This is a genomic window from Pyxidicoccus sp. MSG2 (assembly GCF_026626705.1).
Lineage (GTDB): Bacteria > Myxococcota > Myxococcia > Myxococcales > Myxococcaceae > Myxococcus.
In genome coordinates this window covers 3,734,917-3,760,992 of sequence record NZ_JAPNKC010000001.1, presented here as the reverse complement: position 1 = coordinate 3,760,992, position 26,076 = coordinate 3,734,917, and the positions used below count along the sequence as shown (strand labels likewise).

General features: G+C 69.7%; 19 protein-coding genes, 1 pseudogene and 1 riboswitch. Of the genes and pseudogenes, 7 read left to right on the top strand and 13 right to left on the bottom strand.

Annotated elements, in window-relative coordinates:
- Positions 1 to 45 precede the first annotated feature (45 nt).
- The 7 genes and pseudogenes from OV427_RS14195 to thrA all read right to left on the bottom strand — a co-directional run bounded on the left by OV427_RS14195 (position 46) and on the right by thrA (position 8,884).
- Positions 46 to 1,179, bottom strand: a pseudogene (locus tag OV427_RS14195) (IS30 family transposase).
- Between the two features lie 175 nt (positions 1,180 to 1,354).
- Positions 1,355 to 2,173, bottom strand: coding sequence for a MetQ/NlpA family ABC transporter substrate-binding protein (locus OV427_RS14190; protein ID WP_267856634.1), 819 nt, complete (start codon positions 2,171 to 2,173; stop codon positions 1,355 to 1,357).
- Positions 2,174 to 2,196: 23 nt separating this feature from the next.
- On the bottom strand, positions 2,197 to 2,856 hold the full coding sequence (locus tag OV427_RS14185) for a methionine ABC transporter permease (RefSeq protein ID WP_267856633.1): 660 nt from the start codon (positions 2,854 to 2,856) through the stop codon (positions 2,197 to 2,199).
- Positions 2,849 to 3,844 carry a methionine ABC transporter ATP-binding protein gene (locus tag OV427_RS14180; RefSeq protein ID WP_267856632.1) on the bottom strand — a complete coding sequence of 332 codons (996 nt, stop codon included), beginning with the start codon at positions 3,842 to 3,844 and terminating at the stop codon, positions 2,849 to 2,851. The genes OV427_RS14185 and OV427_RS14180 overlap by 8 nt, the downstream gene beginning before the upstream one ends.
- Positions 3,845 to 4,153: 309 nt before the next feature.
- The gene (locus tag OV427_RS14175; protein ID WP_267856631.1) at positions 4,154 to 5,311 is read right to left on the bottom strand and encodes a trans-sulfuration enzyme family protein; all 1,158 of its coding nucleotides are present in this window, start codon (positions 5,309 to 5,311) and stop codon (positions 4,154 to 4,156) included.
- Entirely contained in the window at positions 5,223 to 6,350 is a 1,128-nt protein-coding gene (locus tag OV427_RS14170) for a trans-sulfuration enzyme family protein (RefSeq protein WP_267856630.1), read from the bottom strand. The genes OV427_RS14175 and OV427_RS14170 overlap by 89 nt, the downstream gene beginning before the upstream one ends.
- A gap of 32 nt (positions 6,351 to 6,382) precedes the next feature.
- Positions 6,383 to 8,884 (bottom strand): bifunctional aspartate kinase/homoserine dehydrogenase I, encoded by a 2,502-nt coding sequence (gene thrA, locus OV427_RS14165; protein WP_267856629.1) that lies wholly within the window; start codon positions 8,882 to 8,884, stop codon positions 6,383 to 6,385.
- 309 nt (positions 8,885 to 9,193) lie between these two features.
- Positions 9,194 to 9,316: riboswitch (SAM-I-IV-variant riboswitch) on the bottom strand.
- A gap of 57 nt (positions 9,317 to 9,373) precedes the next feature.
- Here thrA and OV427_RS14160 point away from each other — a divergent pair.
- Positions 9,374 to 9,574 (top strand): MYXO-CTERM sorting domain-containing protein, encoded by a 201-nt coding sequence (locus OV427_RS14160; RefSeq protein ID WP_267856628.1) that lies wholly within the window; start codon positions 9,374 to 9,376, stop codon positions 9,572 to 9,574.
- 205 nt (positions 9,575 to 9,779) lie between these two features.
- Entirely contained in the window at positions 9,780 to 10,232 is a 453-nt protein-coding gene (locus OV427_RS14155) for a hypothetical protein (RefSeq protein ID WP_267856627.1), read from the top strand.
- Positions 10,233 to 10,370: 138 nt separating this feature from the next.
- On the opposite strand, the gene OV427_RS14150 is transcribed toward OV427_RS14155, so the two are convergent.
- Positions 10,371 to 11,303: a LysM peptidoglycan-binding domain-containing protein gene (locus tag OV427_RS14150; RefSeq protein ID WP_267856626.1), complete on the bottom strand. Its 933-nt coding sequence runs from the start codon at positions 11,301 to 11,303 to the stop codon at positions 10,371 to 10,373.
- 642 nt (positions 11,304 to 11,945) lie between these two features.
- Here OV427_RS14150 and OV427_RS14145 point away from each other — a divergent pair.
- Positions 11,946 to 15,077: an FG-GAP-like repeat-containing protein gene (locus OV427_RS14145; RefSeq protein WP_267856625.1), complete on the top strand. Its 3,132-nt coding sequence runs from the start codon at positions 11,946 to 11,948 to the stop codon at positions 15,075 to 15,077.
- A gap of 71 nt (positions 15,078 to 15,148) precedes the next feature.
- Here OV427_RS14145 and hrpA read toward each other — a convergent pair whose 3' ends face one another.
- The gene (hrpA, locus tag OV427_RS14140) at positions 15,149 to 18,859 is read right to left on the bottom strand and encodes an ATP-dependent RNA helicase HrpA (protein WP_267856624.1); all 3,711 of its coding nucleotides are present in this window, start codon (positions 18,857 to 18,859) and stop codon (positions 15,149 to 15,151) included.
- 207 nt (positions 18,860 to 19,066) lie between these two features.
- Here hrpA and OV427_RS14135 point away from each other — a divergent pair, with 207 nt between their 5' ends.
- Complete coding sequence (locus OV427_RS14135; protein WP_267856623.1) at positions 19,067 to 19,357, top strand: amidase family protein; 291 nt, start codon at positions 19,067 to 19,069, stop codon at positions 19,355 to 19,357.
- 22 nt (positions 19,358 to 19,379) lie between these two features.
- On the opposite strand, the gene OV427_RS14130 is transcribed toward OV427_RS14135, so the two are convergent.
- Positions 19,380 to 19,751, bottom strand: a complete 372-nt coding sequence (locus OV427_RS14130) for a hypothetical protein (protein WP_267856622.1) — start codon at positions 19,749 to 19,751, stop codon at positions 19,380 to 19,382.
- A 342-nt stretch (positions 19,752 to 20,093) separates the two neighbouring features.
- On the opposite strand from OV427_RS14130, the gene OV427_RS14125 reads away from it, so the two are divergent.
- On the top strand, positions 20,094 to 20,657 hold the full coding sequence (locus tag OV427_RS14125) for a DUF4136 domain-containing protein (protein ID WP_267856621.1): 564 nt from the start codon (positions 20,094 to 20,096) through the stop codon (positions 20,655 to 20,657).
- Positions 20,658 to 21,286: 629 nt separating this feature from the next.
- Here OV427_RS14125 and OV427_RS14120 read toward each other — a convergent pair.
- Together OV427_RS14120 and OV427_RS14115 are read right to left on the bottom strand one after the other, a co-directional pair.
- Positions 21,287 to 22,603, bottom strand: coding sequence for an alkaline phosphatase D family protein (locus OV427_RS14120; RefSeq protein ID WP_267856620.1), 1,317 nt, complete (start codon positions 22,601 to 22,603; stop codon positions 21,287 to 21,289).
- A gap of 441 nt (positions 22,604 to 23,044) precedes the next feature.
- On the bottom strand, positions 23,045 to 23,185 hold the full coding sequence (locus OV427_RS14115) for a hypothetical protein (protein WP_267856619.1): 141 nt from the start codon (positions 23,183 to 23,185) through the stop codon (positions 23,045 to 23,047).
- Positions 23,186 to 23,291: 106 nt separating this feature from the next.
- Between OV427_RS14115 and OV427_RS14110 the strand changes: the two genes are divergently transcribed.
- The gene (locus tag OV427_RS14110; protein ID WP_267856618.1) at positions 23,292 to 23,711 is read left to right on the top strand and encodes an Ig-like domain-containing protein; all 420 of its coding nucleotides are present in this window, start codon (positions 23,292 to 23,294) and stop codon (positions 23,709 to 23,711) included.
- A 595-nt stretch (positions 23,712 to 24,306) separates the two neighbouring features.
- Positions 24,307 to 25,560 (top strand): hypothetical protein, encoded by a 1,254-nt coding sequence (locus OV427_RS14105; protein ID WP_267856617.1) that lies wholly within the window; start codon positions 24,307 to 24,309, stop codon positions 25,558 to 25,560.
- A gap of 258 nt (positions 25,561 to 25,818) precedes the next feature.
- On the opposite strand, the gene OV427_RS14100 is transcribed toward OV427_RS14105, so the two are convergent.
- Complete coding sequence (locus OV427_RS14100) at positions 25,819 to 26,046, bottom strand: hypothetical protein (RefSeq protein ID WP_267856616.1); 228 nt, start codon at positions 26,044 to 26,046, stop codon at positions 25,819 to 25,821.
- Between the last annotated feature and the right edge of the window lie 30 nt (positions 26,047 to 26,076).

Here is a 26,076-nt window from a genome sequence, read left to right as displayed (position 1 = left end):
GGCGTCCTGTTCGGAAATGTCGGGACATTTGCGCCGCCGGCGGTCTCAACCGGTCATCGCAACGGCTCGGGCGAATACCTCGGCGGGGGTGTGCCAGTCGAGTGTCTGGCGCGGGCGGCTGTTGAGTTGGGCGGCGATAGCATCGAGTTGCTGCGCGCAGAGGTGGCTCAAGTCCATGCCCTTGGGCATGTACTGGCGCAGCAGGCCGTTGGTGTTCTCGTTGCTGCCGCGCTGCCAGGGGCTGTGCGGGTCGCAGAAGTAGACTTACACGGCGGTGTCGAGGGTGAAGCGCACGTGCTCGGACATCTCCTTGCCCTGGTCCCAGGTGAGGCTGCGGCGCAGGGCGTCAGGCAGCTGGCCAATCTTGTGGGTGAGGGCCTGGCGCACGTGGCCCGCGGTGCGGCCCTCGGGCAGGTGCAGCAGCATGACGTAGCGGCTGTGGCGCTCCACCAGCGTGCCCACCGCGGACTTGCCTTGCTTACCGAGGATGAGGTCACCCTCCCAATGGCCTGGCACGGCCCTGTCTTCGACTTCGGGTGGACGCGCGCTCAGCATCAGCTTGTCCGGCAACTGGCCGCGTAGGTCCGTGCGCCCCTGGGGCCGGCGCTGGGTGCGGCCCGTGCGCAGACACGCGGTGAGCTCCTTGCGCAGGGCGCCGCGCGTCTGGACGTAGAGGCTGCGGTAAAGGGTTTCGTGGGACACGTGCAGCTCGGGGCAGTGCGGGAAGTCTCGCTTGAGACTGGCGGCAACCTGCTGAGGACTCCAGCACTCCTCCAGCCGCCGCTCCACCTCCTGGCGCAGCCGTGGGTACTCCTGCAGCTTCGTGTGCTTGGGACGCCGTGCCCGGTGCGTTGCGCCCCGCTCGCCGCGCCACGCCCGGTAGCGCTTGCGCCCACCGGTACGGGCCACTTCACGGCTGAGCGTGGAGGCCGCCCGGCCCAGGCGCCTCGCGATGGCACGCAGCGAGTCGCCCGCCCGCAGCCCCCGCGAGATTTCCTCGCGCTCCTGCACCGACAGCCGCAAAGCGGAACGCACGTGGGCCCTCTGCATCATGCTGCCCGCCCCAGGGCGCAGCCGCTGCAGCGTGCGCTCACTCACCCCTGCCGCCCGCGCTGCCGCCTCCAGCGTCTGCCCGGCCGCTACCGAGCGCCGCACCGCCAGCCAGTCCTCTGCACTCATCCTGCCGAGCTTGCCTCGCCTCTGCACCGGACACCTCCCCGGATGCACGCCGCTATGCCGTGCATCCCAACTGGTGCGTTCACCGGTTGAGACCGCCGCCAGAACCCCCGACATTTCCGAACAGGACGGGTCAGGCTCTGCCCCAGACCCCGCGAGGCGAAGCCCTCGCCGTCCGTCAGAACGCCGCCACCACCGCGCCGCCGTACTGCGCTTCGATGAACTTCCGCACCTCCTCGGAGTGGAGCGCCCGCACCAGCGCCTGGACCTCGGGCCGCGCCTCGTCGCCCTTCCTCACGGCGAGCACGTTGGCGTACGGGTTGCCCTTCGGCGCCTCGCGGGCCAGCACGTTCGCCTTCAGCTCGAGGTGCTTCTGCGCCTCCAGGAAGTAGTTGCCGTTGATGACGGCGGCGGCCACGTCCTCCAGGGTGCGAGGCTGCTGCTCCGCGTCGATTTCCCGCAGCTCCAGCCGGCGCGGGTTGCCCACCACGCCCTGCACGGTGGCGGTGGCGCCCGCGCCCTCTCGCAGGCGGACCAGTCCCTGCGCTTCCAACAGCCGCAGCGCACGGGCCGCGTTGCTGGGGTCGGAGGGAATCGTCACCAGCGAGCCCTCGGGCAGCTCCGCGAGCTGTCGGTAGTTCGTGGAGTAGAGCGCCAGCGGCTCCAGGTGTACGGGGCCCACGCTGCTCAGGGACAGCTTCCGGTCCGCGCTGAAGCGCTCCAGGTAGGGCACGTGCTGGAAGTAGTTCGCGTCGAGCTGGCCATCCGACAGCGCGATGTTCGGCTGCACGTAGTCGGTGAACTCCACCACCTCGAGGCGCACGCCCTCGCGCAGGGCCACGGGTGCGGCGGCGCGCAGGATTTCCGCATGTGGCACCGGGTTGACGCCCACCCTCAGGATGCGGACGACCTCGGTGGACGAATCGGAAGCGGGGGCCTTGCAGCCGGCGAGCAGCACGCCAGCGGAGAGCAGGAAGGGAATGAAGAAGCGTTTCACGGTTGTGGACTCCAGGAAGAGGTTCAGGAAGACGCGCGTTCGAAGCGCGAGGCCAGTCCGTCACCGAGCCACTGGACGAGCTGCACCAGCACCAGCAGCACCACCAGGCAGCCCAGCATGACGTCGGTGCGGAAGCGCATGTAGCCGTACTTCACGGCCAGGTCGCCCAGCCCGCCGCCGCCGACCGCGCCCGCCATGGCGCTGTAGCCGAGCAGGCTGATGACCACGAGCGCCGTGCCGCGCACGAGTGAAGGCAGTGCCTCCGGAATCAGCACGCCGAAGACGACGCGACGGCGGGTGGCGCCCATGGCGACGGCGGCCTCCACCAGCCCGGAGTCCACTTCACGCAGGGCCTGCTCCACCACGCGGCCCATGAAGGGAATCGCCGCCACCACCAGCGGAACGATGGCCGCCGTGGTGCCGATGGTGGTGCCCACCAGCACGCGCGTGAGCGGGACGATGGCCACCATGAGGATGATGAAGGGAACGGAGCGGCCCACGTTGACGAGCGTCCCCAGCACGCGGCCCAGCGCCGGCCGCTCCCACAGTCCGCCCCTGTCGGTGATGACCAGCAGCACGCCCAGCGGAAGTCCCGCCAGCAGCACCAGCACCGCGGCCACCGACGTCATGTAGAGCGTCTCACCGGTGGCCACCCACAGGGAATGCAGCAGCTCGCTAGACATGGGGCACCGCCGGCGTCAGGCCCTGCTCGCGGAGGAATCCCAGCGCTCCGTCCACCGCCTCCGGTGGACCCGTGAGCTCGAAGAGGAGCCGGCCCACGCGCGTCTCCCCCACGCGCTCCATCGAGCCCTCCAGCAGCCATGCGTCCACGCCGAAGCGCCGCGCCAGTGTGGTGAGGATGGGCCGTGTGGAGTGTTCGCCCACCAGGGACAACTCCACCCTCCGGCCTCCAGGAGACGCGGTGCCCGCGGGTGGCGCGGAGGGCGGGTAGCACAGGTCGTGCAACCGGGTGCCGGGGCGGGCGATGAGGTCCACCACCTTGCCCTGCTCCACCACCCGCCCGCGCTCCAGCACGGCCACCGAGTCGCAGATGGACTTCACCACCTCCATCTGGTGGGTGATGAGCAGGACGGTCAGCCCGAGCTGCCGGTTGATGTCCCGCAGCAGCCCGAGCACCGAGCGAGTGGTCTCCGGGTCCAGCGCGGACGTGGCCTCGTCGGACAGCAGGACGCGCGGACGCGGGGCCAGCGCCCGGGCAATGCCCACCCGCTGCTTCTGCCCGCCCGAGAGCTGCGACGGGTACGCCCCCGCCTTGTCGGACAGCCCCACCAGCTCGAGCAATTCGTCCACGCGCTCGCGGATGTGCGCGCGCGAGCAGCCCGCCACCTCCAGCGGGAAGGCGACGTTGCCGGCCACCGTCCGCGAGGAGAAGAGGTTGAAGTGCTGGAAGATCATCCCGATGCCCTGTCGCGCCGCGCGCAATTCGTCGGGGCCGAGCGAGAGCATGTCCCGCCCGTCCACCCGCACCTCGCCCGTCGTGGGGCGCTCCAGGAGGTTGAGGCAGCGGATGAGCGTGGACTTGCCGGCGCCGCTCTGCCCGAGCACGCCGAACACCTCGCCGTACTCCACCCGCAGCGACACGTTCCGCAGGGCCGGCACCTCCCGAGCGCCCTGTCCGTACACCTTGCTGACGCCTCGAAGCTCAATCACGGCGCCGCGACCTCATCGGGACTGCGAGACATCCAGGACTCCTGGGTGACGTGTCGTCACCGCGTGGTGGAAGGCCCCGCCTCCGGCCGGAGCGCGGAGGAGGGGAAAAGAAACGGCCCGTTCCCGAGAGGCGGGTAACGGGCCGGACGACGCGTGGTGCGTGAGAGAGGCTCAGCGCGCGCGAACGGACGGACCCGTGGGGGCATGGCAACACATGCCTCCGCGACAGGAACCGGACGTGGCGACGGAAATGAGCATCGGGCCCTTGAGGTAACGAACCGCCGGGAGCGTGTCAACCCGACGTGCCGCTCACGCCGCCGCCCGGATGGCCTGGCCCAATGCGAGCGCGAGGTCCTCCTGAAGGTCCTCCAGGTCCTCCAGCCCCACCGAGAAGCGGATGAGTCCGTCGGTGATGCCGCGCCGCTGCCGCTCGGCGGCGGGGACGGATGCGTGCGAGTGGCGAGCAGGCACGGTGACGATGCTCTCCACCGCGCCCAGCGACACGCCGAGCAGGGGCAACCGCAGCGCCTCCACGAAGGGCGCCGCCCACGCGTCCTGGGCCAGCCTGAACGACACCACCGCGCCCGCGCCCGGGTAGAAGACCTCCCGCACCTCGGGCCTGTCCGCGAGCCAGCGAGCGAGCGCCGCCGCCGTGCGCACCTGCCGCTCCATGCGGACCCCCAGCGTCTTGATGCCGCGCTGGAGGAGGAAGCAGTCCTGTGGCCCCAGCACCGCGCCCACCGCGTTCTGGAGGAAGTAGACCTCCTGCGCCAGCGCCGGAGTCTTCACCGCCACCGTCCCCGCGACGACGTCGCTGTGGCCCCCGAGGTACTTCGTGGCCGAGTGCACCACGATGTCCGCGCCCTCGGTGAGAGGCCGCGAGACGTACGGCGACAGGAACGTGTTGTCGACGATGAGCAGCGCCCCGCACGTGCGCGCGATGATGGACATCGCGGTGATGTCCGTGCGGCGGAGGAAAGGGTTGCTGACGCTCTCCACCAGCAGGGCCTTCGTGTTCGGCCGGATGGCGGCGCGCACCGCGTCCGGGTTGCTCGTGTCCACGAAGGTGGCCTTGAGCCCGAAGCGGCTGAACACCCGCGTCAGCACCCGGTAGGTGCCGCCGTAACAGTCGTCCGTGACGACGAGGTGGTCCCCCGCGCTGAAGAGCATCAGCACCGTGGAGATGGCGGCCATGCCGGAGCCGAAGGCGAAGGCGGCGTGTGCCTCGTCCAGTTCGGCGAGCACGCCTTCCAGCGCCTTGCGCGTGGGGTTGCCGGAGCGCGCGTAGTCGAACTCGCCGGGCCTGTCCAAGCCCGGCTGGTCGAACATGGACACCTGGTAGATGGGCACCGCCGCCGCGCCGGTGGCGGGGTCGGTCTCATGACCCGTGTGCAGCAAGCGCGTCGCGAAGCGGGTTCGCACGGCGGGCTCCTTCGAGCGCCTGGGCCAGGTCGGCGATGATGTCATGACAGTCCTCGATTCCCACGGAGAGGCGAAGCAGTCGGTCTGAGATTCCCAGTTGCTCCCGGCGCGCGACGGGGATGTCGGCGTGGGTCTGGGTCGTTGGGTACGTGATGAGCGTCTCGACGCCGCCGAGCGACTCGGCGAACAGGCACACCTGCACGGAGGCGAGCACCCCGGGCACCAGGGCCGCCTCGATGACGTTGAAGGACAACATGCCGCCAACGCCCGGATAGAAGACCCGCTCCACCAGCGGGTGCGCGGCCAGCCATGCGGCCACCTCGCGCGCGTTGGCCTGGTGCTTCTCCATGCGCAGGGCCAGCGTCTTCAGCCCGCGAATCACGAGGTACGCATCCTGAGGGCCCAGAATCGCGCCGATGCCGTTCTGGAGATACGCGAGGCGCTCGCCCAGCGCCGCGTCCCTCACCACCAGCGCGCCGGCCACCACGTCGTTGTGCCCGGCGAGGTATTTCGTCGCGCTGTGCACGACGATGTCCGCGCCCAGCTCCAGCGGCCGCTGCAGCCACGGCGTGAGGAAGGTGTTGTCGACGATGAGCAGCGCGCCGGCCTCGTGCGCGATGGCGGCAATCGCCGGGAGGTCCGCCGTCTTCATCAGCGGGTTGGTGGGCGACTCCACGAGAATGGCCCGCGTGTTGGGACGCAGTGCGGCCCGCACCGCCTCCGGGCGCGTGGTGTCCACGAAGGTGTAGGGGACATGGAGGATGCGGTCCACCAGCCGGTAGGTGCCGCCGTAGAGGTCCTCGGTGAGGATGACGTGGTCGTCCGGCCCGAAGAGCTGGAGCGCACAGTGCAGCGCGGCCATGCCGGAGCTGAAGGCGAGGCCTCGGCTGCCGCCCTCCAGACCCGCGAGCGCGTCCTCGAGCGCGGAGCGGGTGGGGTTCTTCGTCCGCGAGTAGTCATAGCCGGTGGACTGGCCGAGCGCGGGGTGCTGGTAGGTGGCGGACTGGTAGATGGGGACGGCGATGGCGCCGGTGGTGGGGTCTCTGCGTACGCCCGCGTGGACGAGCGCGGTGGCGAGTTTCATGGAAGGGGCTCTTTCTCTCGGTGAAGACAGGGTCAGCGGCCACGCAGCGTCTGGGAGATGCGGAGGATGTCGGCCAGCACGCCGGAGGCCGTCACCGCGCCGCCCGCGCCCGCGCCGCGCACGGTGAGCGGAAAGTCGCTGTGGCGCGTGGTGGTGAAGGACACGAAGGACTCGGAGCCGCGCAGGTCCGCCGCGGGCTGGCCGGCCTCCACGGCGACGGGGCCCACGCGGATGACGGGCGAGCCGGTGCCCACCTTCGACGGGTCGATGCGCGCCAGGTAGCGCAGCACCGTGCCGGCGTGACGGCAGCGCGTGACGCGGTCCGCGTACGCCGCGTCTTGAGACTTCAGCCCCTGGAGGAACGCGTCGACGGTGGTGCCAGGCCGAGGCTCGGCGGGGACGAACGGCTCCAGCGCCACGTCGGAGAGGGAGAGGGGCAGCCCCAGCTCCCGGGCGAGGATGAGCGCCTTGCGTGCCACGTCCGTGCCGCTCAGGTCCTCGCGTGGGTCTGCCTCCGTGAAGCCCCGCTCCTTCGCGGTGCGGACAGCCACCGACAGCGGCACGCCGGCCGTCAGTTCGTTGCAGATGAAGCCCACGCTGCCGGACAGCGATGCGGTGATGAGGCGCACCGTGTCGCCCGTGCGGACGAGGTTCGCCAGCGTGTCGATGACCGGCAGGCTGGACGCCACCGTCGTCTCGTAGTGGTAGGCCACGTGGTGGCGCCGGGCCTCGGAGAGGAGTGCCTCGCGGTCATTCCACGGCAGCGCCAGCGGCTTCTTGTTGGCCCCCACCACGTGGATGCCGCGACGGAACGCCTCCGTGTAGAGGGCTTCGACTCCGCTCGCGGCGGTGCAGTCCACGAGGATGGGCACCGGCAGCCGGCGCAGCTCGTCCAGCAACGGCACCAGCGTGCGTGTCTCCGGGTCCACCGGCTCCACACGTGCGAGCCGCTCCTCCAGGCCCTCCAGCGGCAGGCCCGCCGCATCGAAGAGCGCCCGCCGGCTGTCCGCGAGGCCGACGACTCGCAGGGCGATGCCGTGCTTGTCCTTGAGCAGGGCCTGCTGCGCGCGCAGCTGCGCCAACAGCTGGCCGCCCACGGTGCCCCGGCCGAGGAGGAACAGGCTCACCTGCTGGTGCGCCAGGTTGAAGGCCGCGTGCGTGGTGCGCACGGCGATGGCGGTGTCCGCCGCATCCACGACGCAGGAGATGGAGCGCGAGCTGGCGCCCTGGGCGCTCGCCCGCACGTTGACGCCCACCGCGCCCAGCGCGCTGAAGAAGCGCCCGGCGACGTTGACGCCGTGGCCCATCGCTTCGGCCACCAGGGTCAGCAGCGTCACCGGCTCGCGGATGGCGAGGGGCTCCACCTCGTGTCGCGCCAGCTCCTGGGCCAGCTCGTTCTCCAGGGCGCCCTGGGCGCGCAGCACGTCCGGGCGGGGAATGACGACGGCAAGCGACTGGCCATTCGCGGACTGCGCGGACAGCCACACCGTCACCTCCGCCTCGCGCAGGGCGGCCAGCACGCGCTCGCCGAGCTGGAACTGGTCCGACAGCTTGCGCACCTCGATGCCGAGCAGGGCGAGCTCCTCGCGCGTGGCGATACACGTGGGGCGCTGGCCGTCCCGCGAGCCGATGGCGTCGATGAGCGTGCCCGGGTGGTCCGGGTGCATCGTGTTGCGGATGCGCAGGGAGCTGCCCGCCTCGATGAGCGGAATCATCGTGCGCGGGTGCAGCATGCGGACGCCCACGGCGGCGAGCTCCAGCCCCTCTGCGTGCGTGAGGTGCGCGACGGGGTAGGCGTCGCTCACCAGGTCCGGGTCGGCGGTGTGCAGGCCCAGCACGTCCGTCCATACCGTGACTTCCGTCGCGTCGATTCCCTGGGCCACCAGCGCCGCCGTGTAGTCGGAGCCGTTGCGCCCCAGCGTGGTGGTGCGCCCGTCCGGCGTCGCGGCGATGAAGCCGGGGAGGACGGGCACGGAGGCCCTCCAGCCCGCCACCGACGCCTGGAGCCGCTCGCGCGTCCGGGCCACGTCCACCCGCGCCGCGCCGAAGCGGTCATCCGTCACCAGCAACTGCCGCGCGTCGCGGAAGGTGGCCTCGGTGCCCGACGCCGTCAGCAGATCCGCGAGGAGCGTGGCGGAGACCAGCTCGCCGAAGGAGAGGACCCTGTCGCGCGAAGGCGCCGAACACTCGCGGGTGAGGGAGATGCCCTGGAGCAACTGCTGCAAGGGGGAGAGCAGCGTGTCCACCCGCGCCGCGAGCGCGGTGGAGCGCGCCGGGTCCAGCGCGGCGGCGTTCGTCTTGGCGAGGTGGGCGATGCGCGCCACCACCGTCAGCGCGCCCTCCAGGTCTCCCTTCGTGGCGAGCCCCGCCGCTTCAATCAGCCAGTCCGTGGTGTCACCCATCGCCGAGACGACGACGGCGAGGGGCCCCTGTTTCGCGTGTCGGCCAATCAGCTCGACGACCTGACGGAGCCGACGGGGAGAGCCCACGGAGGAGCCTCCGAACTTCATCACCTGGAAGGGAGCGCTGCTCATCTGCGAACCTCGTGAGGGCCGCTTGGGCCCCTGAAGACAGTCAAAGGCAGACACGTCCCGCGCTCCGGGCACACGAAGGCCCGTCGCGGCGCACGCGCGCCCACGGCAAGAGAAAGGAATTGGGGGAGGCGGGGCCCTGGCGGACGCGGACTAGCGGTGGCCGCCGGGCTGGCGCATTCGGGCGCAACACCGGCACGCGGCCGGGACACGGCACGACGTGAGGCGGTCAGCGCTGGCGTTCAGGGATGCGGCACGGGTGGATGGAACCACGGGGGTCCTCTCTCACCGAAGCTGAGGGGTGGCCTCTGCTTCGGACTCTTGGATTGCCCGTGGAGGTTCTTCTCCCCGAGCCGCATCGTTTGGACACCTTGGAGGTCCGACCCCAGGTTGTCGGGCCACCGCGCGAGGCGGAGGCCGCTCTGGATGCTGAGACAGCAGATAGACGTGTCTCGGGCGTCTGTCAATCCCTTCCCCGGACCCAGCAGGGGAATGCTCACGTTCAGCGCGCTGGCCGAGGTGTGGTCGGCGACCGCCAGCGTGGTGAGTCTCATCTACCAACTGGCGCCGGAGCCTTCCCCGGATCCAGAGGAGGGCGGCGGATGCTCGGCGGGCCCGGGGGATTCCTCGTGGCTGCTGGCGAGCCTGGCGGTGCTGGCCGCCGCCGTTCCCCGGCGTCAGCTCGCGAGTTGACTCCACCGCAATGCTTGCGCCAACGCGGGTGGCGCCGAGGCAGCCCCCAGCAGGAGCCGCGGACGGAGAGGACCTCGCGAGTGGACTTGCGCGGTGCACCCTGCTCGGTGCGTTACACCGGTGTCAGGAGCGTTGGACCGAGGAGCGCTCGCCCGCGTGGGGCGTGGTAGGAGGGAGGCCGTCCGCTCGAAGGAAGGTGGTCATCGTGCGTCGTCCCTCCGGGTCGGTGGTCTCGTCCCTGGTGCTGCTCGCGCTGCTGGCCTGCGGCACGTCTCGCACCGGCAACCCCGCTGGCGCGGCGTCGCGAGCATCCCCGGACACGGCCGCCACGCGCGGCACGGCCGGCTGCCCCACCCACAAGCTCGCCTTCACGCAGGAGACGGGCTGCCAGAACGACGGGGCGGTCGAGTTCTGCGTGCCGAAGGACGCACCCGCCGCGCACGCCGAGGTGAAGCGGATTGCCCCGTCGGTGTCGACCATGGCGTCAGGCGGGCGGGCGGGCTGCGACACGGCCACGGAGACGCTGTTCCTCTACCCGACCCACGAGGCCGCCTGCACCTCGCGCCACGGCGCGCTGACGGACACCGCGTGGAACGAGCTCTGCCAGCTCGCGGCGCTGCCGGAGGTCCGGCGCATCGTGCCCACCTGGTACGAGTAGCCGACGTGTGGCCGTCCGGGTTCATGTCGCCCACCGCGGCCAGGGTCACATCGCTTCGGGAGTCGAGGACCTTGCGCGGAGCCTGACCGGCTCTTCAGGGGGGCTACACCCCCCATCCGTCCTCTGCGCCAGGCCACGTCAGCCGACCTGGGCCAGGACGTAGCTGAACTCCTTCTGAGGGCCGAGCGCGGCCCAGAAGTTGTTGAAGCGGCCCTGGTCCATCGTCTGGCAGCCGGCGGAGTACGTGTCGTTCGTTCCGCCGCGATGGAAGTAGTAGGCCTGTCCGCCCCAGTCGCCGCTGAACACGTCGTCCTTCGAGTTGATCCGGTGGTCGCGGTTCGTGTCGCGGCGCACGGTCGGGTTCCCGTAGCGCAGGTCCGGCGAGAGGATGTTGCCACCGAAGTTGCCGTTGAAGCTCTTCTTGTAGTGGTAGGTCTGGTTGCCGACGAGGCGGCCGACCGGCTTGGTGCTCTGGCTCGGGTCATCGGCCCAGCGGCGGTTGGGCTCGGTGTTGGCCTTGAACTCCTCGACGTGCGGCTTGCCGCTGCTGTCCTTCCACATGACGACGAGCCGATCGTCGTAGGTGCCGCGGGAGGGCTGGTCCTTGGTGAAGGGCGTGTTCACCCTCAGGCCGACGATGACGCGCTTGCCGGCCGCGAGGTCCTGCTTCGCCTTGGCGTCGCCGTGCTTCTCCACGTACTTCGAGTAGAGCGCGTACTCCTTCGCCTCAGACATGCCCTCGGTGTTCGGGATGCCCTTGGGGAGCACGCTGGTGTTCTTGCCAGGCTGGGGCTTCGGCGCTGGCTTCGACTCGTGCGCGGGCGCGGGCGTGTTCACGACCTTCACGTGCAGCTTCTGGCCCGGGTGGATGACGTTGATGTTCTCAACCTGGGGGTTCAGCTTCTTCAATGCGGCCAGCGAGAGGTCGTGTTTCGCCGCGATGCCCGAAAACGTGTCACCGCTCTTCACGGTGTAGTCGACGAACTTCCTGGAGGCCGGCTTCTCCCCGGTGCTGGACCTGGCAGCGATTCCACTCAGCGTGTCTCCGGACCGGACCTTGGACGTGATCATTCGGGGTACTCCTGAAACCGAAGGTGTTTGGCTGGATTGTCGGCGGCGCGGGCTCGGAGTTTCTTAGAATCTGGTTTTTTCACCGGACCTGGTGCCAGCAGGGCAGACGGCGAGTCACTTGGTTTTTACGATTGGTGTAGAGGCCAGCCCCTCCCCACGGGCTCACCGCTGCCCTCCTCCGAGGTCTTCCAGGGCAAGCCGGGCGCGCGCTACGAGAAGCGGCTGCGTCGGCGGTAGTCCGGCGCGGAGGGGCCCGCGGCCCCCCGTGCGCCAGGCGCTCGCGTGCAGCGCAGGGGGCCGCATCGACCCGCATGCCGTGCAGTGCGACGGCACCGGGAAGCTCCTGTCCTGGGCGCCTCGTCCAACCCGGGCTCCTCCGCCGCGTATGACGACGTGTTGGAGCTGAACCAGAACTGCCTGCTCCCTGAAGCAGGTGCGGAGGAGGCGAGCGCGGGGCTTGAGGCAGCGGCCCTCCTCGACCCCATCCCTCCATGCGTGGCCGCGCCGCCGTGACAGTGCCGGCGGACCGTGTGACACCCGCGCATCCAGCCGTGACACCGGCACCGGCGCCAGGGGGGCAGAAGTCCTGGCACGAAGGTTGAGTAGGCACCGGGCACCCCTTCCCTTCCGGGAGCCCGTTGCATGCACCTCCGACTCTTCTCCTCCCTCCTGCTGGCCTGCGCCGTGACGGCCTGCGGTTCTCCTCCGCCCTCCTCTCCGGAGGCAGGGCTCGGGAGCCAGACCGCCCCCATCTTCAACGGAACCGACATCCCGTTCCCCATCGTCACGCGCGTGGTGAAGGTCAACATCGACGACTGCACCGGCACTCTCATCAACCTGCGCTGGGTGCTCACCGCCAGGCACTGCATCAAGAAGGTGACGGGCAACACCGTCACCCTTGCTACCGGCGAAACGGTCGGCGTGAATGCCAGCGGGGTGATGCCGCATTCCTCGCTGGACGTGGCGCTCCTCCGCCTCGTCAAGGACGTCGTGGTGCCGCCGGTGGCGCAGCAACTCTACGCAGGCCCGGTGCCGCTGGGCACCCCACTGCGCTGCATGGGTTACTCGCAGAAGACCCTGGCGGACACGTTTGGAACGCTGCGGGAGGCCATGCTCACGGTGGGCACCGTGAACCCGTATCAGTACGTCCTGCCCAGGAACTCCGCGGGCCAGTCCGTCTTCAAGGGAGACTCCGGAGGCCCGTGCTACGTCATGGAGGGCGCTACATTCCGGCTCGCTGGCGTCATCGCGGAGTTCCACAGCGAGACGTTCGACAGCTACATCGTCCGCGCCGACCGCTTCGATGAGTGGATGGCGAAAATCGTCTACGCGAAGACCGTCGTCGAGCCGGACCCCCTGAAGGAGATGGTGACGCTGCTGTCCCCCGGCCCCGCCGGAGGCACGGGTGCGAAGGTGCTGGTGGCGGACGTCGACGGCGTCAACGGCGTGGACCTCATCTTCCCGGAGAGCACCCGCGTGCAGGTCGCCCTGGCGAAGGGCAATGGTGAGTTCCAGCAACTGAAGCCCACCCCGCTGTCTCCCGGCGCCAGCTGGGACACGAACGCGCAAATGGTCGACATGACGGGCGACGGCAAGGCCGACTTCGCCTTCATCTCGGACACACAGCTCTGGGTGGCGAAGTCCAACGGCACGGGCACCTTCGACGCGCCCAGGGCCACCCCGCTGGGCGGCGGCGGCTGGCTGAAGGGCGCGCAATTGGCGGACGTGGACGGGAAGAACGGCGCGGACTTCGTCTGGGTGGGCACGGATGCCCTCTATGTAGGGCTCTCCAAGGGAGACGGCACCGTCTTCCCGCCCACGCTGCGCAAGAAGTGGACGGACACCGGCTGGGACCGGCGCCCCCACTTCGCCCAGGTGGACGGCTTCAACGGCGCGGACTTCGTCTTCCCGGGCGAAGCGAATGTCTGGGCGTATGCGCTCAACGCCTCCGGTGACGTTGGCCCCGAGATGAAGACGCCCTACCTGTACGCGGGCCCCTGGGAGCCCTACGTGCACCTGGCGGACATCACCGCCGACGGGAAGGCGGACTGGGTGGCCATCCGGGGTCATGTCCTCTACAGGCAGCCCGCGACGACGCTGGGGCACTTCGCGCCGATGCTCGCCACCCCCATCGAGTTCTGGCCCGAATGGGAGAAGCGGGACGCAACGCTCGTGGACATGAACGGGGACGGGCGCGCGGACTTCGTCGCGCAGGACCCCGGAGCCGTCTACGTGAAGCTGGCCCGCGAGGAGGGCGGCTTCGGCCCCATGCTGCTGCACGCCACCGGCGGCCCCCTGGGAGAGCTCGCCCGCTTCGCCGACGTCAACGGCGACAAGAAGGCGGACGCCCTCTACATCGACGACGCAATCGTGACGGTGAAGCTGTCCGTCCTCAGCACCACCGCGCACCTCCCCTTCTCCGATGGGACACCGAGCGAGGTCTTCGACCCGTCGGTCATCATCGCATACATCTCGAAGCACGCCGGATGGGGCCTCGCCAACCCGCTGGAGCGCCTGTGCGGGGGGGTCCCCGGGTGCTGGTGGGCCATCCCACTCACGAGCAAGGACACCAACGGCGGGAAGTCCTCGGGGTTGCTCGCCTCGCTGCGGGTGGACGCCCAGGGCATGACGGGGGTGCGCGCCCTGCTGGCCGAGCACGCGGTCGACAGCGGCTGGGATTGGACGCGGGCCCAGGAGCTGCTCGCCGCGGTGGACCTGGACGGCAATGGGCGGGACGAGCTGGTGCTGCGAGACGGGCGCGGCCTGGCCGTGCTCGGAGACGACGGCCAGGGCACACAGCGGCTGCGCCAGGCGCACGCCTGGGAACTGCCGGTGGGGGACTGGACGCCGCGCCCCGATGACCGGCTGGAGGGCACGGGGGACGTGGATGGCGACGGGCGCGTGGAGCTGCTCTTCACGAGCAAGGAGGGCGCGCTGGGCCTGCTGCGCCTGGGCCAGACGGGGCTGGAGCCGCTGGCGGTGTACCCCCCCGAGACAGAGCTGGGCGGCAACCGGCTGCATCACGAAGCGCGCCTGGAGGCCGTGGCGGACCACGACGGCGACGGCCGCACGGACGCGGTGCTGCGCGGCGAGGCCGGCTGGACGATGCTGGCGGGCACACCCAAGGGGCTGGAGCCGGTGGGCTTCATTCCGTACGGGGACGTGCTGGGGGAGGACCCGCTGGACCCGGAGACGTCGGTGGTCGCGACGGGCCGCTTCCTGGGCCTCGAAGGCCGTGAGCTGCTGGTCCGAAGCCACCATGGCCTTACGCTGGTGCGCCCGGTCCAGGGCATGCTGGAGCCGGTGACGTTCATCCCGTACGGGGAGCCCGTGGGCGAGTGGCCGCTGGAGCCCGACCACCGCGTGCTGCGCGCGGGCGACGTGGACGGTGATGGACGCGACGAGCTGCTGGTGCAGGGGAAGGAGGGCGTCACGCTGGCCACCCTGGCCCACGGCCATCCGGAGCCGCTGTCGGTATGGCGTCGCGGAGAGGACGTGGGGGGCTGGACGCTGGAGCACGACGACGCCTTCGCTCCCGCCGGGGACCTGGACGGCGACCAGCTCGGGGATCTGGTGGTGCGCCGGGAGAGTGGCCTCGGCGTGGTGTCCTGGGGACGGCGGGGTGAGCTCTCGGTGCGCTGGAGCATGGCCCTGGGCCGCTCGCAGGACGGCGCGTCCGACACCGTGGCCTCCGGCCTGCTGGCGGACCTGGACGGGGACGGCGTGCGCGAGCTGCTGGCCGCCGAGCTGTGTGTGCAGCCGGGTCAGCAGTAGCCCTTGCCCCCGCCCACGCCTCCTCCGCCTCGTCACCCCTCCCAGCCGGGCGGCGGCACAGCCACTCGCGTCTAGCGCAGCGCCGCGAGGGCCGCGCCGACCTTCGCCACCGTCACCGACACGGGCGTCGTCACCTCCGGAGCGAAGATGGCCACGCGGAGCTCCTCGAAGGCCCACCGCAGCTCCTGCGCCGCCTCCGGGTCACGCACGGTGGCGCGCCTGGCGAGGAAGGTCTCCCACAGGGGGGTGAAGGGCGCGGCCTTCCCTGCGTCCTTCCCGGGGTTCGCCACCGCACGCGACAGCCGTGCCTGGGCCGCGCTGAGGTAGCGCGGGTAGTTCAGCAGGCGCACGAAGGGAATCCACTCGATGAGGTTCGCGGGGAACAGGTGTCCGAGCTGCGAGCGGATGTCCCGCACGGCCGCCGCGCCGCTCGGCCCCTTGGATGCTGTCTTGAGTGCAGCGAGCGTCGCTGCGAGCTCCGAGGAGGTGACCACGACGGCGTTCGCCCAGTCCCGGGCCGCACTCTCGATGCGCGGTGAGCCCTCACGGACCAGCGCCTCGAAGGCAGTCTTCGTGCGGGGCAGTGGCGCACCCGGTGCGAGCTTGAACGCATCGTCGACGCTGCGTGCGAGGACGACCGCCCGGAAGGCTTCGGCCTGGCCCCGCGCGGGCGGCGCGCCGTCCAGGGACGGGAAGGGCAGCGGCATGCGCGCGGCGCTGACGGCCACGTGTCCGCGCGCGGCGAGCATCAGGAGCCGGCGGACCCCCGTGCGCGTGGCCGCGTCGGCGGCGGCGGAGGTCTCGAGCAGCACCAGGTCCACGGCAGCGCCCCGGTCGACGAGCGCGGGGTAGCTGCGGACGTCGAGCCCGCCGATCCGCCGGGTGACCACGGAGGGCAGCTCGCCGAAGGTCCAGGCCGTCAGCCCCTTGCGCTCCCAGTCCGAAGTCGGTGCCGCGCTGCGCAGCGCCGTCCGTGCACGTCCCCCGTACTGCTCGAGCAGCGCGTCGGCGTCGCGGCTCCGCGCAAGCTCCTTTCCCTTCTCGTCGAGCACCCGGAGCGTGATGCGCAGGTACGGCGCCACGGCATCCGCCCGGAAGGACTCCTCGGGCACGTCCACGCCGCACAGCCGGGACACCGCACGCGCGAGCGCTGGAATCATCGGCCCGCGGAAGGGCACGAGTTCCTTCTGGAGACGGTCGACCAGGTCCGGCAGCGGCCCCAGCTGCCTGCGCAGGGCGCGGGGGACCTCCTCGAGCAGGGCGGTGAGTTTCTCCCGCTGCCACCCGGGGATGGTCCAGTCGAGCTCACCCGGGACCAGTTGTGCGAGCAGCAGCAGCGGCACGCTCAGGGTGATGCCGTCGTCCTCGGCCGAGGGGTCGAAGGTGTACGTCACCGGCACGGACGCGCCGTTCAGGGTGATGGCGTCCGGGTAGTGCGCCGGGGACAGGCCCGGGTCGTGCGAGAGGGCATCCTCCATCGAGAGGACGAGCACGTCGGGGTCGGCCGCCTCGGCCTTGCGGCGCCAGACCTCGAAGCCCGCTCCGTCCGTCACGTCCGCCGGGAGGCGCTGGTCGAAGAATGTCAGCAGCGCCTCGTTGTCGAGCAGCTCGCTGCGCCGGGCCTTGTCCCGCAGGCGCGCCACGCGCTCGAGCACCTGGCGGTTCTCCTCCTGGAACGCCCCGCGGGTGCGGTACTCGCCGCGCACCAGGGCATGCTCGAGGAACATCAGCCGTGCCCGGGCGGGGTCCATGCTGGCCAGGGCCACGGGGCGCTCCTTGAAGACCTGAAGCCCGAAGAGGGTCGCGTTCTCCTTCACCACGGCGCGCGCGGACTTCTCCGACCAGTGCGGCTCGGAGTAGCTGCGCTTGAGCAGGTGGGGGGCCGCCGCCGCGAGCCACTCCGGGTCGAGCTTCGCCACGGTGCGCGCGAACAGCTGGGACGTCTCCACGAGCTCGAACGCCATCCCCCAGGCAGGGGGCTTCTTCGCGAGCGCCGACGAGGGGTGGACCATGAAGCGCGTCTGCTTCGCACCCGTATAGTGGCGCTGCTCCGGATTCCACTGGCCGATGCGGGACAGGAGCCCGGTGAGGAGCGCCTGGTGCAGGGCGTCCCCGCGCGCCGGGGCGCCCCGGCCCTTGCGCGGCAGGCGCAGCTCGCGGACGGTCTCCTCGAGCTGGCGCTGGACGTCCCGCCACTCGCGCACCCGCAGGAAGGACAGGAAGTTGTCCCGGCACACGCGCCGCAGATGGGACGTCCCCCGGCCCTCGGCCTCGCGCACGAACGCCCACAGCTTGAGGAGCCCCGTGAAGTCCGAGTGCTCGTCACGGAAGCGCCGGTGCAGCTCGTCCGCCTTCTGCGCGAGCTCCCGTGGCCGCTCGCGCGGGTCCTGCAGGTTGAGCGCCGCGGCGACGATGAGCACCTCGTCCAGGCACCCGTACTCGGCGCCGGCGAGAATCATCCGCGCGATGCGCGGGTCCACCGGGAAGCGCGCGAGCTGGTTCCCGAGCGGCGTCAAGGTGCGCTCCTTGCCCTCGATGGCCCCGAGCTCCTCGAGCACCCGCCAGCCCTCGGCGATGGCCTTCGGCTGGGGCGGGTCGAGGAAGGGGAAGTCCTCGACGTCACCGAGGCCGAGGGACTTCATCCGCAGGATGACCCCCGCGAGCCCGGTGCGCTTGATTTCCGGGTCGGTGAAGGCGGGCCGCGTGGTGAAGCTCGCCTCGTCGTAGAGGCGCACGCAGATGCCCTCGCGCACGCGGCCGCAGCGCCCCTTGCGCTGGTCGGCGCTGGCCTGGGAGACCGGCTCGATGTGCAGGCGCGTGGTGCCCGAGCGCGGCTCGTAGCGCGACAGGCGCGCCACCCCCGTGTCCACGACGTACACGATGCCCGGGATGGTGACCGACGTCTCCGCGACGTTGGTGGCGAGGATGACCCGGCGCTCGGGGATGGTGGCGAAGACGCGCGACTGCTCGGCGGCCGACAGGCGCGAATACAGGGGCTGCACCACCGTGCCGCGGAGCTCGCGTGCGTTCAGGGCATTCTCGGCCTCGCGGATTTCCCGCTCCCCGGGGAGGAACACGAGGACGTCCCCGTCCGGGTCGAGCGAGAGCACGTTGGCCACCGCATCGGCGACGGAGTCGGCGAGCTCGTCGTCCTCGGGGGGCGGCTCGTAGAGCACGTCCACCGGAAAGGTACGGCCCTCCACCTGGATGACCGGAGCCCCCCCGAAGAATTGCGAGAAGCGCTCGGTCTCGATGGTGGCCGAGCTCACCACCACCTTGAGGTCGGGGCGCCTGGGGAGGATGCGCTTGAGCCACCCGAGCAGGAAGTCGATGGTGAGGCTGCGCTCGTGGGCCTCGTCGAGCACGATGGTGTCGTAGCGGCGCAGGAGCGGGTCGCTGTGAATCTGCGCGAGGAGGACTCCGTCGGTCATGAACTTCACGGCCGTCTGCCGGGACGAGCGGTCCTCGAAGCGAATCTGGTAGCCGACGTCCGTGCCCAGCTCCGTGCCGAGCTCGCGTGCCACGCGCGCCGCCACGCTCGTCGCGGCGATGCGCCGGGGTTGGGTGACGCCAATCTGGCGCGGGCGGCCGCGCCCCATGGCGAGCAGGACCTTCGGCAGCTGCGTCGTCTTCCCCGAGCCGGTGGCCCCCGCGACGATGACCACCTGATGGGCGGTGATGGCCGCGGTGATGTCCTCCACCCGGGCCGAGATGGGGAGCTCGGGGGGGAAGTGCAGGGTGGGCAAGCCGCCGGGGGTGGGGACGGGTGAGTCGCCGGACATGGGAGCATGGACTAGCACTGAAGCGCACGCTCCGCCCTGACGAAGCGTGTGGGCGCCTGCTCGCCCGGCGTTCCTGGGGGGATTCTCCCTGCGCGCCCATACGCACCTGCATGCGAACGACAGGCAGGGACTGGAGCAGCGGCCATCGCCCAGGGTGTCGAGGCCTTCCTCGACGACCGGAGCCGCGTGGCGAAGGTGGACTGACGGGTGGGCTTCCGGCGGTGGCTTCGATTTCCGCCGCCTCCACATCCAGAAGGAGCGCGGACGATTGCCGCTTCGACGCGCCACCCGGATGAGGTGACAACCGCCCAGAACATCGCGGGCTGCCCGGCCATGTCCGTGCCGCTGTGCTTCCCGGAGGGCGGGGTTCCCATCGGCATGCACTTCGCCGCGGCACGGGGCGAGGAGGCGATGCTGCTGGGGCTCGCGTACCAGATCGAGGAGGCGCGCCCGTGGAAGGACCGGTGGGCGCCGTACTCGATTCCGGCGCTCCGATGACACGCGCGCGCCCCCGTGCCTGCTAGCAGGTCTGCAGGCATGCCCCGGCGGGCGGAACCGAGCTGCTGCCACCACAGACCCGCTTCTGCGTCGAGACGCAGCCATCGGCGTAGTACTTGATGTTGGGGGCCGAGCCAGACTGGTACTGATAGCACTCCGAGTAGGTCCACAAATACGGAGCCGGAATGGCGCAGTTGGGGTCCGTGGTGCCGCTGCCCACGTATTTGCGACAGGTACCGATGGGGCTGCCCAGGAGGCAGATGTTCTGCTCCGCAGCCCCGAGGTCCTCCGGCGAGACGGCGGTGGACGGCTCCTCCTGCACGTCCACGCCACAAGCGGAAGCACAGGCCACCAGCACACCCAGGAACAGCAGACGCAAGACCTTCTTCGACATGGTTCGACTCCCCGGTTGTCAGCGCTGTCACCCTACGCGTGCCAGCGATTAACCGGGATTAAGCCGAATTAAACATGAGCAATTGGGTTGCCCATGGCGAAGCTCCACGTGGCTACCGTCCCCGCCGGCCGCCGAAACGCGGCCTCCATCATTTCGTAGGTCACCCGGCCAAAGAGGTAGGCATCGGCCCGCTCGAGGCCCTCGGTCGCGTGACGATGATGCATCGGCCTGGAGACAGACCCGGTGCTCGCGAAGGACCTCTCCTCGAGAAGCGTGCGATGCTGGCGCTCAACCTCGCCCGTCTGCCCTCTCTGAATGGGGATGACCCAGATGTCCATGTGGATGCCGACCCGACGCCTTGTCCCGCTCCTGGCCCTCGTCTTCACCGCCTGCGCGGGCATCGACGTAAGCACCCAGTACGACGGTAACGCCATGAAGGCCGCGAGCGGCTACCGCACCTATGCCTGGCTGCCCCCTGCGAAGAACGCGGGTGAGGGCGCCGCGGACACGGGCGTCGAGAAGTCGGTGGACGCCTATCTCGCGTCTCGCGGCTACCATCGCGTGGAGGCGGGCGCGACGCCGGACCTCCTCATCCGGTGGGACAGCTCCATCAATTTCCAGGGCGCCCTCATGCCGGGGCTGGACCCGAACCCTCCGAGGACGCCCTACCAGGACCCGTACCAGAACCCCTACCCGAGCATGCAGCCCAAGCCCATCAAGCAGGAGTTCTCCAAGGGCGTGCTCGACCTCGACATCATGGATGCCCGCGCGCAGAAGCTCGTGTGGCGGGGCACGGCCCAGGGGGAGCTGTCGCCCGGGGCCAGCAACCAGGAGATACAGGAGTGGCTGGGCAAGGCCGTCCCCAAGCTCCTCGCGGAGTTCCCCCCCGAGACTCCGAAGCACTGACGGCCCGCTTCAGCGCGCGGCGGCCAGGCGCCACGGGGTCTTCAAGTCCCACTCCCGCCACGCACGGCCGGGCGTTGGAGCGAAGGGTAGGGCGTCTCCCGGCACGCATAAGAGGGATGGGGGCCCTGTTGAGGGGGAGGGAGGGTGCGGAGGGGCCGAGGAGGGCCGCTGACGGGGCCGCCCGAGTGATGCTCCCGTCCGGTGGACAGGTCGCTTGAGCTCCCTTGGGGTACACGCCTGCCCAGACCGCGCTCCCGTAGCGGCATCGCCGTTCCAGTCCCTGCCTGTCGTTGGCAGGCAGGTGCGTGTTGGCGTGCAGGGAGAAACCCTCCAGCAAGACCACCTGGTGCCGGGGCCCTTGTCCAAGAGCAGCCAATGCGTCTCATCCGCGTGGATGAGGGGCGAGGTGAAGACCTCGGCCAGCAGCGCCTCGGTAGGACTGCCGCAGGTGGGTGGCCAGAGCGTCCAGTGGGTCCCAGAGCGTCTGTGCCTCCACCAACGCATAGGACGAATGGGAGGGGTGTTGAGGGTGAGCCGGATGCCCATGCCCAGCGCCGCCGTGGTGGGGACGAAAACAGCTCCTCCCGGCGAAGCACCGGGAGGAGCTCATCCACACGCGGGAGCCGTCCTCAGTTCTGCAGCTGCGAGCGCTTCAACACCGTCGTGGAGACGGTGACTCCAGCTCCCATGATGCTCGAGCGCTTCTCGGGGTTCTGGACGACCTTGAGCGTGACGGTGGGGTCCGCCAGCGTCGTGTCGAACTCCATGAGGCCGAAGCTCCACTCGGCGGGCGTGCTGGGCGAACCAATTCCGGAAGAGGTCAGCTCATACAGCGGATAGCCCCCCGCGGGGGTCCGAGAGCTGACCAGACTCCGGTGGATGTCACCCGTGATGAAGAGCACGCCTCCAATCTTGTTGTCGGTGATGAAGTCGTAGAGCGCCTGCTTCTGGGTTCCCCAGCAGCTGCTGCTCAGGGTGGAGCCATTCGCAATCACCTTGAAGGTCGCCTTGGAGGCCTGCAGCGAGGTCTTCAGCCAGTTGAACTGCGTCGCGCCGTACATCTTCGCCGCGTACCCCGCGGGCATGGACCGGGGGCAGTCGCGGCCCCAGCGGTCATCCATCATGAAGAACTCCACGCCGCCGCCGGCCCCGGTCGAGTCTCCGCCCCAGGCGAACGTGTGGTAGATGCCGTCTCCGGCGAGCGGGTGGTGGGGATACAAGTCCAGGTACGCAGAGCGGGCGATGTCCTTCTGGGCGAAGGTGCCATCCTCGTCGTTCGGACCGTAGTCATGGTCATCCCAGATGGCGACCGTCGGGAAGGCGCGGAAGGCGTTCGCGAACTCCGGCACGTTGCGCTGCTGGAAGTACTTGAACCAGTAGTGGTCCTTCGTGGGCGGGTTCTGCGTCGTGTACATGTTGTCTCCCAGGAGCACCTGGAAGTTGGGCTCACCTGTGTTGAGCTGCTCCTCGATGATGTTCCACGACGGCTGGCTCGGCGCGTTCTCGCCGTTCATGCAGGACGCGACGGCGACCTTGAAGCGCGACGGCCCAGCAGGCTCGGTCCTGAAGTTCAAGCCCCCGACCTCGCCCGTCTGGCCCGAGGCGTAGATGCCATAGATGTACCGGGTGCCGGGCTTCAGCCCGCCGACCTCGCCAAGCCAGGAGCGGAAGCCGCTACCGGTTCCCGTCGACGTCATCTGCACCGAGGTGAGCCAGCACGTGTCGCAGGCGGTGAACTCGCGCACGCGCAGGGTCAGCGTCTCACTGGTGGAGTCCCCGAAGGTCGCCGAGGTGCCTGCCCAGATGCCGACGCCGGTCTGCCAGGCACGGCCCACGAAGGGGACGCGCACCAGGGGCGCGGCGAAGGCCTGCGCGACAGTGGGAACCACGAGGCCAATGGCCACCAACACTCCCAGCAGCGCGCCGGGCACGGAACTCTTTTTCATTGTCTTCTCCTCTGGCTCCGCCAGGCACGACTGAGGGGGTGGATGACGACACCTGGCCGAGGGGAGGGCCGCTCCCACGCAAGTGAGTGCTGGCCACCTCGCGGCGTCTCAAAAAAAGAAATAACCCGCTTTCTCCGCCGGCCCGCGGCGGGCCGTGGCCGTCCAGCGGTCTCCCGGGACCCGGCCGTTGGATGGGGCCACCCTGAAGAGACTGCCTCGGAAACGAGCGTCGGAGGCGTCGCCGTACGAAGTCCAGCGCAGTCGATGCTGCAGGGAATGCGCTGGGCAGGCCTGCTGTGCGTCCCCGGGCCCTTGCGCGGGTCAGCCCATGGACGCCGTAGAGGCCGAGGGCGCTCGCATCCCAGCCGTCGTGCTGAAAAGACGAAGGCCCGGGGCCGCTCCTGGCGACCGCCGGGCCTGTCTCAGTGCTTCAGGACGCCGTTACTTGTTGGGGGTGTCCACGCCGTTGCGGGTCCAGGTGTAGCGCTGAAGCCAGTCGCCGCCGACGCCCAGGCCCGTCTCACGCTTGTGGTCCCCGACGAGGGCCGGAGGCCGGCCCTTCTCCTGGAACGTCGCCGGCACGCGGGTTGGGCGCGGTTCACCCTCCGGCTGCCGGGACAGTCGGCCTCACGAACGGCGTGACGCCGCGTGGCTGGGCCTCCATGTTCCGGGTGATAGCGTCCGCCGCATGACGCAATTGACCCTCCGCGCCTTGCCCCGCGCGCTGTTGGCCTCACTGGTGTTGCTGCTCGCGGGCTGTGACGAGGAAGCCTTCACGCTCCTGTACACCGACCCCTACGACGGCGATACCGGCGTGTCGCGCATGCGCCAGATCGCGTTCGTCTTCAATCAGGAGGTGGACTTTCCTCCTTCCCAGCCCCCCGAGGTCTCCATCAGCCCGGAGATGGAGTTCGACGTCTTCCCGACGTCGGCCCCGCTGGAAGATTTCGACATCAAGCGCGTCGTGGTCGTGATTCCGCTCGCGTTGCTGGCGCCGGACACCGAGTACACCGTGACAGTGCGGGCCCGGAGTGTGGATGGCGAGTCACTGTCCGAGCCCGCGCGAGTGCGCTTCGTCACCGGCCGCGAGCCGAACTCCGCCGAGTAGGACCTGCCGTTGGAGGAGAACGCATAAGAGGGATGGGACCCTGTCGAGGGGGAGGGAGGGTGCAGAGGGGCCGAGGAGGGCCGCTGACGGGGCCGCCCGAGTGATGCTCCCGTCCGGTGGACAGGCCGCTTGAGCCCCCTTGGGGTACACGCCTGCCCAGACCGCGCTCCCATCACGTCGAAGTCGAACGTCCTCCTGAGCCACTCCGCGGAAATCCGCTACACGTTCGACACAAGGGAAGCAGTGCGAGCGGCGGAGGCGCTGGGCGCGTGCCGCAGGGTGCCGGTGCACTACGACGGCTGGAGCCACTTCCGGCAGCCGCTCGACGAGGCAAAGCGGGTCTTCAAAGAGGCGGGCCTGGACGCGCGCATGACGTGGCGCGTGCCCGGAGCGCGGACGCCACTCGACGGATGTCGGAGTCTGGAATGAAATGCGCCACACTCGGCGCGACAGGCCGTATGTCTTTTTCCAGTGCTTCTGGCCAGGCATGATCAGGACTGCCGAAATCGGCCCAATGCTTGTTTCAATTTCATACGCAGCCAGCGATGCTGGCGGCGATTGGCGCAATGCCAATCATTGATGCAAGAGGATAATTATGTCACAGCTTCATAAGTGTCTGCTGACAGCCTCCCTGGCCTTCCTTGGTTTGAGCGCCTGTGGCGACGAGGCCCCTCCGGACGCGGCACAGCCCAGCACCCGCCAGGCTGAGATGGTGGCAGAGGCTGTGCCTCTCCCGCTCCCTGTCGGCTGCCTCCTGACCTCACTGGATACAGACAGTGACGGCATCTGTGACGTCGTGGAGGTTGTGTTGGGCACCGATCCCAACAAGGCTGACACGGATGGGGACCGCCTCAGCGACTACGTAGAGTCGTTCGGCTTCGGCGGCCTGGATCTGAGTGCCCTCGGCGCCAACCCGCGCAAGAAGGACGTCTTCGTGGAGGTGGACTACTATCCCAACCTCAGGCCCAGCCAGGCCACGCTGGACAAGGTCGTCACGGCTTTCGCCAGCGCGCCGGTGAGCAATCCAAATGGGTCCACAGGCATCACGCTGCACCTGGTGGTGGATCAGCAGATCGCCGCCGCGGACGCGGACATGAACCTGAGCCCCGTCTGGACGGACTTCGACGTCATCAAGGCGAAGTACTTCGCCGCCGCCCGCGCGCCCTACTTTCACTACATGGTGTTCGCGAACCAATACAACGGAGGCTTCTCCAGCGGTATCTCTCGCGGCGCCCCCGCGCAGGACTTCGTGGTGACGGTGGCCTCTTTCAATGGCACGGAGCAACAGAATGCCGGCACCCTCATGCACGAGCTGGGGCATAACCTGGGCCTGCTCCACGGTGGCAATGACGACGCCAACTACAAGCCCAACTACCTGAGCATCATGAACTACGAATACCAGTTCTATGGATTCGAACTTGGCGGCAATGTCGGCGCGCTCGACTACTCGCGTGTGCGGGTGGCTTCCATCAGCGAGGCGGCCGTCTACGATCTCACCGCGTTCGCGCCCGTCGCCCCGACCACCGAGTCGGACCTGGGCAAGATCTATGGGCTGCGCTTCAACGGCGCCCAGGTGTCTATGTTCTCTGCAACCGACTTCGTCGACTTCAACAACAACCGCCAATACGACTTCAACACCTATGCGCTGGACTTCAACCGCGACGGCGACTTGACGGATGTGTTCCCCACGTCGCAGAACGACTGGGCGGCCCTGTTGTACGACGGCGGCGGCCAGATTGGCTTCGCCACGCCGGGCATCTCCCGGTACCTGGATCGCGAGGAGCCTTTCCTCGTTGCCCCCGAGAAGATGGAGCCCTGCCTCAGCAGGGAGCCGGACCGCGCCCCGTAAGTCCGCCTCCCGTCGCTGAAGAGTCGAATCCCACCGCCGGGGCTGCCTGCACGGACCCCGGCGGGCGTGTCTGCTCCCTGAATCTCCGGGAGCGACCTCTTCACCGCCCACGGCGGCTTCGGCGCCTACGACGTCTTCCTGGCCTGCTTCCGGGACTGAGAGCTGCAGCACCAGGCCGGAGGCCACGCCCAGCGCGTGCCTCCGGCCCGTCAGCCCGGCTTCCTCGCGCCCAGCCGCCGGGCCGAGGCCCTGTCCACCTCAGGTGGATGGCGCGCGCTCCTGCACCTCCAGCCCGGTCGGGAGCGCCCAGTTGTCCAGGCGCTGGAACTGAATCAAGGCGGCGCCGAAGCTCCAGTGCGCGAGGCGCGCGTCGTGGAAGATGGCGTCGAGCCTGCCCTCGAGCGGCCCGTCGAGCCGCGCGGCGCGGCGATTGAGCGCGCGCAGGCCGAGCTCCACCTGCAGCGACATCCGGACCGCGAAGCGCATGCAGTGGGGCGTCTGCGCGTTCCGGCGGAG

What these genes read in the sequence shown, in the direction of transcription:
- OV427_RS14185 (WP_267856633.1), bottom strand. Translation starts at nt 2,856, where the DNA reads ATGTCTAGCGAGCTGCTGCATTCCCTGTGGGTGGCCACCGGTGAGACG.
- OV427_RS14175 (WP_267856631.1), bottom strand. Translation starts at nt 5,311, where the DNA reads ATGACATCATCGCCGACCTGGCCCAGGCGCTCGAAGGAGCCCGCCGTG.
- OV427_RS14170 (WP_267856630.1), bottom strand. Translation starts at nt 6,350, where the DNA reads ATGAAACTCGCCACCGCGCTCGTCCACGCGGGCGTACGCAGAGACCCC.
- thrA (WP_267856629.1), bottom strand. Translation starts at nt 8,884, where the DNA reads ATGAGCAGCGCTCCCTTCCAGGTGATGAAGTTCGGAGGCTCCTCCGTG.
- OV427_RS14160 (WP_267856628.1), top strand. Translation starts at nt 9,374, where the DNA reads ATGCTCACGTTCAGCGCGCTGGCCGAGGTGTGGTCGGCGACCGCCAGC.
- OV427_RS14150 (WP_267856626.1), bottom strand. Translation starts at nt 11,303, where the DNA reads ATGATCACGTCCAAGGTCCGGTCCGGAGACACGCTGAGTGGAATCGCT.
- OV427_RS14145 (WP_267856625.1), top strand. Translation starts at nt 11,946, where the DNA reads ATGCACCTCCGACTCTTCTCCTCCCTCCTGCTGGCCTGCGCCGTGACG.
- hrpA (WP_267856624.1), bottom strand. Translation starts at nt 18,859, where the DNA reads ATGTCCGGCGACTCACCCGTCCCCACCCCCGGCGGCTTGCCCACCCTG.
- OV427_RS14130 (WP_267856622.1), bottom strand. Translation starts at nt 19,751, where the DNA reads ATGTCGAAGAAGGTCTTGCGTCTGCTGTTCCTGGGTGTGCTGGTGGCC.
- OV427_RS14125 (WP_267856621.1), top strand. Translation starts at nt 20,094, where the DNA reads ATGCCGACCCGACGCCTTGTCCCGCTCCTGGCCCTCGTCTTCACCGCC.
- OV427_RS14120 (WP_267856620.1), bottom strand. Translation starts at nt 22,603, where the DNA reads ATGAAAAAGAGTTCCGTGCCCGGCGCGCTGCTGGGAGTGTTGGTGGCC.
- OV427_RS14110 (WP_267856618.1), top strand. Translation starts at nt 23,292, where the DNA reads ATGACGCAATTGACCCTCCGCGCCTTGCCCCGCGCGCTGTTGGCCTCA.
- OV427_RS14105 (WP_267856617.1), top strand. Translation starts at nt 24,307, where the DNA reads ATGTCACAGCTTCATAAGTGTCTGCTGACAGCCTCCCTGGCCTTCCTT.
- OV427_RS14100 (WP_267856616.1), bottom strand. Translation starts at nt 26,046, where the DNA reads ATGCGCTTCGCGGTCCGGATGTCGCTGCAGGTGGAGCTCGGCCTGCGC.